The 6,267-nt window shown below is 43.0% G+C and carries 4 protein-coding genes and 2 rRNA genes; 2 read left to right on the top strand and 4 right to left on the bottom strand.

From position 1 onward, the window contains the following. A 5S ribosomal RNA gene (gene rrf, locus AWH61_RS16685) occupies positions 1-108 on the top strand; the annotation flags it as partial. Between the two features lie 141 nt (positions 109-249). Beyond that, a 5S ribosomal RNA gene (gene rrf, locus AWH61_RS16680) occupies positions 250-365 on the top strand. A gap of 390 nt (positions 366-755) precedes the next feature. Here rrf (AWH61_RS16680) and AWH61_RS16675 read toward each other — a convergent pair. The 4 genes from AWH61_RS16675 to AWH61_RS16660 all read right to left on the bottom strand — a co-directional run bounded on the left by AWH61_RS16675 (position 756) and on the right by AWH61_RS16660 (position 6,257). Then, a complete protein-coding gene (locus AWH61_RS16675; protein WP_014975262.1) occupies positions 756-1,286 on the bottom strand; it encodes an acyloxyacyl hydrolase in 531 nt (176 codons plus the stop codon). A gap of 136 nt (positions 1,287-1,422) precedes the next feature. Then, entirely contained in the window at positions 1,423-2,253 is an 831-nt protein-coding gene (locus AWH61_RS16670; protein WP_075177684.1) for a substrate-binding periplasmic protein, read from the bottom strand. Further along, positions 2,234-3,025 (bottom strand): transporter substrate-binding domain-containing protein, encoded by a 792-nt coding sequence (locus AWH61_RS16665; protein WP_075177683.1) that lies wholly within the window; start codon positions 3,023-3,025, stop codon positions 2,234-2,236. The genes AWH61_RS16670 and AWH61_RS16665 overlap by 20 nt, the downstream gene beginning before the upstream one ends. A 142-nt stretch (positions 3,026-3,167) precedes the next feature. Further along, positions 3,168-6,257 carry an error-prone DNA polymerase gene (locus AWH61_RS16660; protein ID WP_075177682.1) on the bottom strand — a complete coding sequence of 1,030 codons (3,090 nt, stop codon included), beginning with the start codon at positions 6,255-6,257 and terminating at the stop codon, positions 3,168-3,170. Between the last annotated feature and the right edge of the window lie 10 nt (positions 6,258-6,267).

The raw sequence follows: 6,267 nt of genomic DNA, 5'->3' as shown, positions 1-6,267 counted from the left end.
CCATAGCGATACGGTACCACCTGACTCCATTCCGAACTCAGAAGTGAAACGTATTAGCGCCGATGGTAGTGTGGGGCTTCCCCATGTGAGAGTAGGACACTGCCAGGTCCCATTAAAGAAACCCGCCTAACGGCGGGTTTTTTGCTTTATATAGAAGCTATAGCATTTTATGTATGCGAGCTAACAGAACTTAGTAAAGTTGATAGAGCATCAGCTTTACGCAGTAAACGCTACTGCAAACCAGTTTTTCCTGGCAGCCATAGCGATACGGTACCACCTGACTCCATTCCGAACTCAGAAGTGAAACGTATTAGCGCCGATGGTAGTGTGGGGTTTCCCCATGTGAGAGTAGGACACTGCCAGGTCCCAATAAGAAGAACCCGCCTAACGGCGGGTTTTTTGCGTTTGGAAGGAACAAAAAATGGGGTCAGAGTACATTAATCCCCAATCTTCCCCCTTTAAAACATCAAAAAGGGGTCTGAGTACATTAATACTTCTAATACCCCTCGAAATCAAAACAGCCCTTAACGAAATGCTCGAGAAATAAAAATGTACTCTGACCCCAAAGTTTTTCCATCACATTTTATGGGCAGCCTAAAGGCTTTACTCCCTTATCATAAAGAGGTTGAGGCACATCATCTCGAATATAGAATAAGGGGGGCAGTGTACTTTATTGAATGAATGACCTTAACAGCGTAACAACGCAGCCTAGCGTCGTTGTTTGCAGTGTAGAAATGTACTCTGACCCCATTTCTTTAAAAGTGGTAGGCGTAGGATAGGTTCAGGAAGTCTAATCCGGGGTTGTCATTGTTGAAGCCGCCGTTTGAAAAGTGCATATAGCGCAGTGCGACATGTTGTTTCTTATCGATCTCTACAAACACACCTAATCTGTCTTCGAACTGATAGTTAGATCCAATATCTTTACCAGCGACTTTCTGATTACCTATGTAACTCGCTCCTATCCCCGCTTCTATATATACGGGATATTTGTCATACAGCGTTGAAACCTGTTTCATAAATACAGGAGTTAATGACGCGCCGTAGCTTGTACTATGCGTATCGTTTTCACCATACTCCCACACTACGGCACTCACTTCCCAGTATAGCTTTAGGTCGCCAAACCAATCAGTAGTAAGCGTTTGTTCAAGTGGCCTGTACGCGAAGCGCATACCATCGATATCGTCAAAGCCGTGCATATAATCTACACTCACGGTTTGTTTCGCTTGTACGCTACTTGCGGTGAAAATAATGAAAAAAGAAAATAGAAGTAGTGATGCCTGTTTCATAATTGCTCCTTGATCTGATAATCAACAAGCAAAATTTTTTCCAATTAAAAATTATCGTAATTTCAAAGAGATAATAAAAACTAAATGCCGAACTATTCCACGCGAGTAGTGTAATTTACTGACACTGTTGAAGTTTTTACAAAGGTGTCCAGCGTGTATCTGCACTTACATGTTGCTCTTCCATCAGACGCTCGATCAGTTGCTTTGTATCTTCAATACCATACTTCGCTTTAATTTTATTTATGCTTTCAGATTCTGAAAGTATAAATGTATTGAGCTCGGCAATGATCTCGGGATGTTTTAAGGTTGATAGCGAAAATGAGACAATGTTGTGTGGCAGGGTTAAATCAGCGGCAAATGGTCCCATTTGCGGAAAGCGACGAGTAACGTTTTTAGCGGCATTATATTCCACATCTAAAGCATCTACTTTATCGCTCTGTAGAAGATTAAGCCCATCATAAATACTGTTTACGCCTGTTACCTTAACGGTACCGTTCTTAATTTGCTGTTCCCACTTTACAGGGGAAAATCCGTCTGGCGTGGCAAGTTTTGTTATGTGAGTAATTCCTTTACCAAGGTTATCTGTTTTAACCAAAGTCACGGCGAATGTTTCTGCCAGAGGTTCTGAATACACTTTGTTAAGGCTATGGGTTATTTGATCATACCATCTGGCGTTATCAGGAAAGACAAAGTCTACATTGCCTTTTTTCAATTCTATCTGAAGGCGTTTAACTGGCATGCTCAAGTATACAAAGCGATGTCCGCTTTGCTTTGAGAATGCTTCAAGAATAGCCCAACCCAACCCCTTTTCATGATCCGATGAAAAGTTGTAATACGGATAATATTCAATATTTTGAGCGCCTACGATATAGGTATCAGCTGAAATAAAAGGGCTTGAAAGTGTGCATGTAACTGGTAGTACAACCATTTGCACAAAGCGACGAATACTATTTCCAAACCTCTTCAATTTTCAATCCTTGTTCTATCAAAAGCTTCTGAGACAACTGCTCGAAAGGGGTTATTCCGTATTTTGTTTTTATACTATCAATTAATTCTGGATTTGAGGATATGAACTTATTAAGTTCACTAATAATATCTTGATGATAAAGCGTAGATAGGGAAAAAGGAATTTCATTATGTGGAAGCGTCAAATCTAAAGTAAATGCATCTTGCTCATATGATAGAGGAGCAGATCGCTGGCTAACGAAATACTCTAAATCTAACCCGTCTACACGTTCTTGGTACAAAAGCGCCAAGCCTTGTTGAATATCCGTAACCCAAGTTATTTGGGTTCGTTGAGTGTCTATTCTTTCTTGCCAATTTACCGGTGTGAAGCCTAACGGCATAGCGAGGTTTTTTATCTTTTCGATGCCTTTCCCAACGTTCTGTCGTTTTACAATTGTCCCCGTTACTGCGCTGGTTAATGGGAGGGAAAAGTACTTGTCATTTGAAGTGGTAATGCTGTTATACCAGCCCCTATTATCAGGGTATACAAAGTCAACATTACCTTTAACTAACTCGAGTTGAAGCCGTCTTATAGGCAAGCTTAAATACACAAACTCGTGTCCCGAAGCTTCAGAAAAAGCTTCTAAAATTGACCAAGCAACCCCTTTATCTGTTGATGATGCAAAATCGTAATGGGGGAAATAAGCTAAGTTTTGTGCGCCAATCACATATTTATCTGCATAAATATTAAGGCTAAACAAACAGCCAATGAAAAGCCCAATACATCGCATCATTCTAAACTCCAAAATGACTACAGCAATTTACAATATACAAACAAATTATCTTTGAAGCATTTCCTTGAGAGGAAGTTTTTTAATACAAAAATAAATCGCATAGCTATACACCATAATTTATCGTTTTGCGGGTGTAAAATACTCAGTGAAAATCTCTTGAACTTAATGACAGCTTTTCGAGCCACGGCGTCCGATCAATAAGCTTACCTGCGATGATATGAATAACTCCCTCTTTGGAGCGTTCAATAATACCATTTACCTGTAGCAGTTTAGCTTTTAAGAATGTTTGTTGTTGAGCACGAGCGGTAGCTTGCCACACCACAACGTTCATATTGCCTATATCATCTTCTAAAGTTAGAAAGGTAACGCCTGCGGCTGTACCCGGGGCCTGTCGACCTGTTACTGCGCCAAGCACTTTTACAACAGATTTATTGGTCTTGTCTTTAAGTGAATTGGACCAGCTTATGTCTTTAAGCTTATGCTGCTTCTTGAGTAAAGAAATAGGGTGGTTATTTACTGATAAGCCGGTTGAGGCATAGTCTTCAAGTAAGTTTTCTGCCTCGGTCGGTGCAGCACCCAGCGGTGTGACATTTTTATCTGCATAAAAATCGTCAGTATCAAACAGTGGTAAACGCGTTTGAGTATCCATAATTCGCCAGCGGGTTTCATACCGATTGCCTGAAATCGTGCGAAGAACATCGGCGCTAGCAAGTGCCTCTAGTTCGTGACTTTTAAGCGATAGCTGCTGTAATTGTTCAACATTGGTGTAGCTTTTGTCTGAACGGTTTTCCACGATAAGCTGAGACGATGCTTCACTTAAGCCTTTAATAAGCTTAAGGCCAAGCTGAATGTATTTTTCTTGGCCTTGTACCACCAGAGAATGCTCAACGTCAGATTGGTTAACACAGGGCGCTTCTACCCGTATGTTGTGACGCTTAGCGTCTTGAACTAACTGAGACGGAGAATAAAACCCCATGGGCCAGCTATTTAACAGCGCTACGTAGAACTCAACGGGAAAGTAAAACTTCAACCAGCAAGACACATAAGCTAATACGGCAAAAGATGCTGAGTGCGATTCAGGAAAGCCGTAACCTGCAAAGCCTTTTATTTGTTCAAATAAGTTGTGGGCGAACGTACTGTCATAGCCTTTATCCGTCATCCCCTTAATAAGCTTGTCTCTGAACTCAAAAATTCTGCCGTCTTTTTTCCAGCTCGCCATGGCGCGACGCAGCTGGTCAGCTTCTCCGCCACTGAAGCCAGCTGCAACCATGGCAAGCTGAATCACTTGCTCTTGAAAGATAGGCACGCCCATGGTGCGAGACAGAACTTCCTCCACATCTTTAGATGGGTAGCTAATGGTTTCGTTAGCGTGTCGGCGTATCAAATAAGGGTGAACCATATCACCCTGAATCGGACCTGGCCGTACAATGGCTATTTGTACGACCAAATCGTAATAGCGACGAGGTTTGAGCCTTGGCAGCATAGACATCTGAGCCCGTGATTCTATTTGAAAAACGCCTACCGTATCGGCCCGACAAATCATATTGAAAACTTGTTTGTCATCTCCAAGCTTAGTAATGAACGGAATACTGGTTTCAACAGGATACTGTTTATTGATAAGCGAGAATGCACGACGAATAGCGCTTAACATCCCAAGTGCCAGCACATCGACTTTTAATAGGCCTAAGGTTTCAATGTCGTCCTTATCCCACTGAATAATAGTGCGTTCTTCCATCGCGGCGTTCTCGACAGGAACAAGATCGTAGAGGGGCCCTGCGCTAATAACAAAACCGCCTACATGTTGCGACAAATGTCGGGGCGTGCCCAGTAAAGCTTCGGTAAGGGTAATTAACTGCTGCACCCTAGGCTCTTCAGGGTTTAGCCCAAGCCCCGCCAGCTGAGACTTCCACGGAATAACGCTGTCTCGGCGATTAATCTGCTTTACCACAAAATCAAGCTGTGACTCGCTGAAGCCCAGCGCCTTACCCACATCTTTAAAAGCCGATTTGAAGCGATAGCAAATAACGGTAGCCGCGATAGCGGTTCTTTCTCTGCCGTATTTTTGATAAATATATTGAATAATCTCTTCACGGCGTTGATGCTCGAAATCAACATCAATATCGGGCGGCTCGTTACGCTCTTTGGAAATAAAGCGCTCGAACAGTACGCTTATTTGCCTTGGATCTACGGCCGTTATCTCTAGGCAATAGCACACTACAGAGTTAGCTGCCGAACCTCGCCCTTGGTACAAAATGCGTTGTCGCTTGGCAAATTGAACAATGTCGTAAATGGTTAAAAAGAAATACTCGTACTCTTGTTCGGCAATAAGCGTAAGTTCTTTTTCTATGGTTTGGCGGATATCAGGGGTTATACCTTCAGGAAAGCGCACTTTTATGCCGGCCTCTACACGTTCCCGCAAATACGAAGTGGGCGTATACCCTTCAGGTACAAGCTCTGCAGGATAGTGGTAGCGCAGCTCTTCTAAAGAAAATGTGAATCCGTGGGCAAGGGCATTGGTATTGGCAATCCATTTCTCAGGGTAAAGCTTTTTAATTTTTTGTACGGTTCGCAGACTACGCTCTGCATTACTCAACGCATCCCGACCTATTTTATCTACACTGGTATGCACGTTAGTAGCATGCAATACATGTTGAAGCGGCAGTCTGTCAGCGTGATGCATGAGTACACCTGTACAGGCAATAACAGGAAAAGGATAAGCAGACTGCAGATGATTGTAATGCGCAAACCTGTGGTGATCTCGTCCGTCTAATAGGCGCTGAGCGCCAATATAAGTATCAATGCTCGGGTGTTTTTGCAGCCATTCAGCCCAATGCTTGTCTTTAGCTTCTTTGCCACTTGGTAGCCAAATGAATTTGCAATGGCGAATGGTACGCAAGTCCCACTCGGCTAGTTGGTATTCACCTTTCTCAGAGCGACGCCTCGCGTTAGTAATAATTCGGCATAGTTCGCTATAGGCCGCTTTGTTCGGGCACAACAGCACAAAAGATAAAGTGTCATCAAATACAAAGTAACTACCCACAATAAGCGTAATCGGTAGGCCCTGATGCTTAATTTCGTCGAAAGCCCGTACCACTCCCGCTACTGAGCATTCATCGGTAATGGCAAGTGCGTCGTAACCAAGGAAAGAAGCCGTGGTAACAAGCTCTGCGGGGGAAGAGGCACCGCAAAGAAAACTATAATTGCTTTGGCAAAAGAGCTCACTGTATTTCATGATATTGCCT

This window comes from Alteromonas sp. W12, from assembly GCF_001924945.1.
GTDB classification, from domain to species: Bacteria; Pseudomonadota; Gammaproteobacteria; order Enterobacterales; family Alteromonadaceae; genus Alteromonas; species Alteromonas macleodii.
The sequence above is the reverse complement of the archived record's forward strand: the minus strand, read 5'-3'. Positions and strand labels throughout refer to the sequence as shown.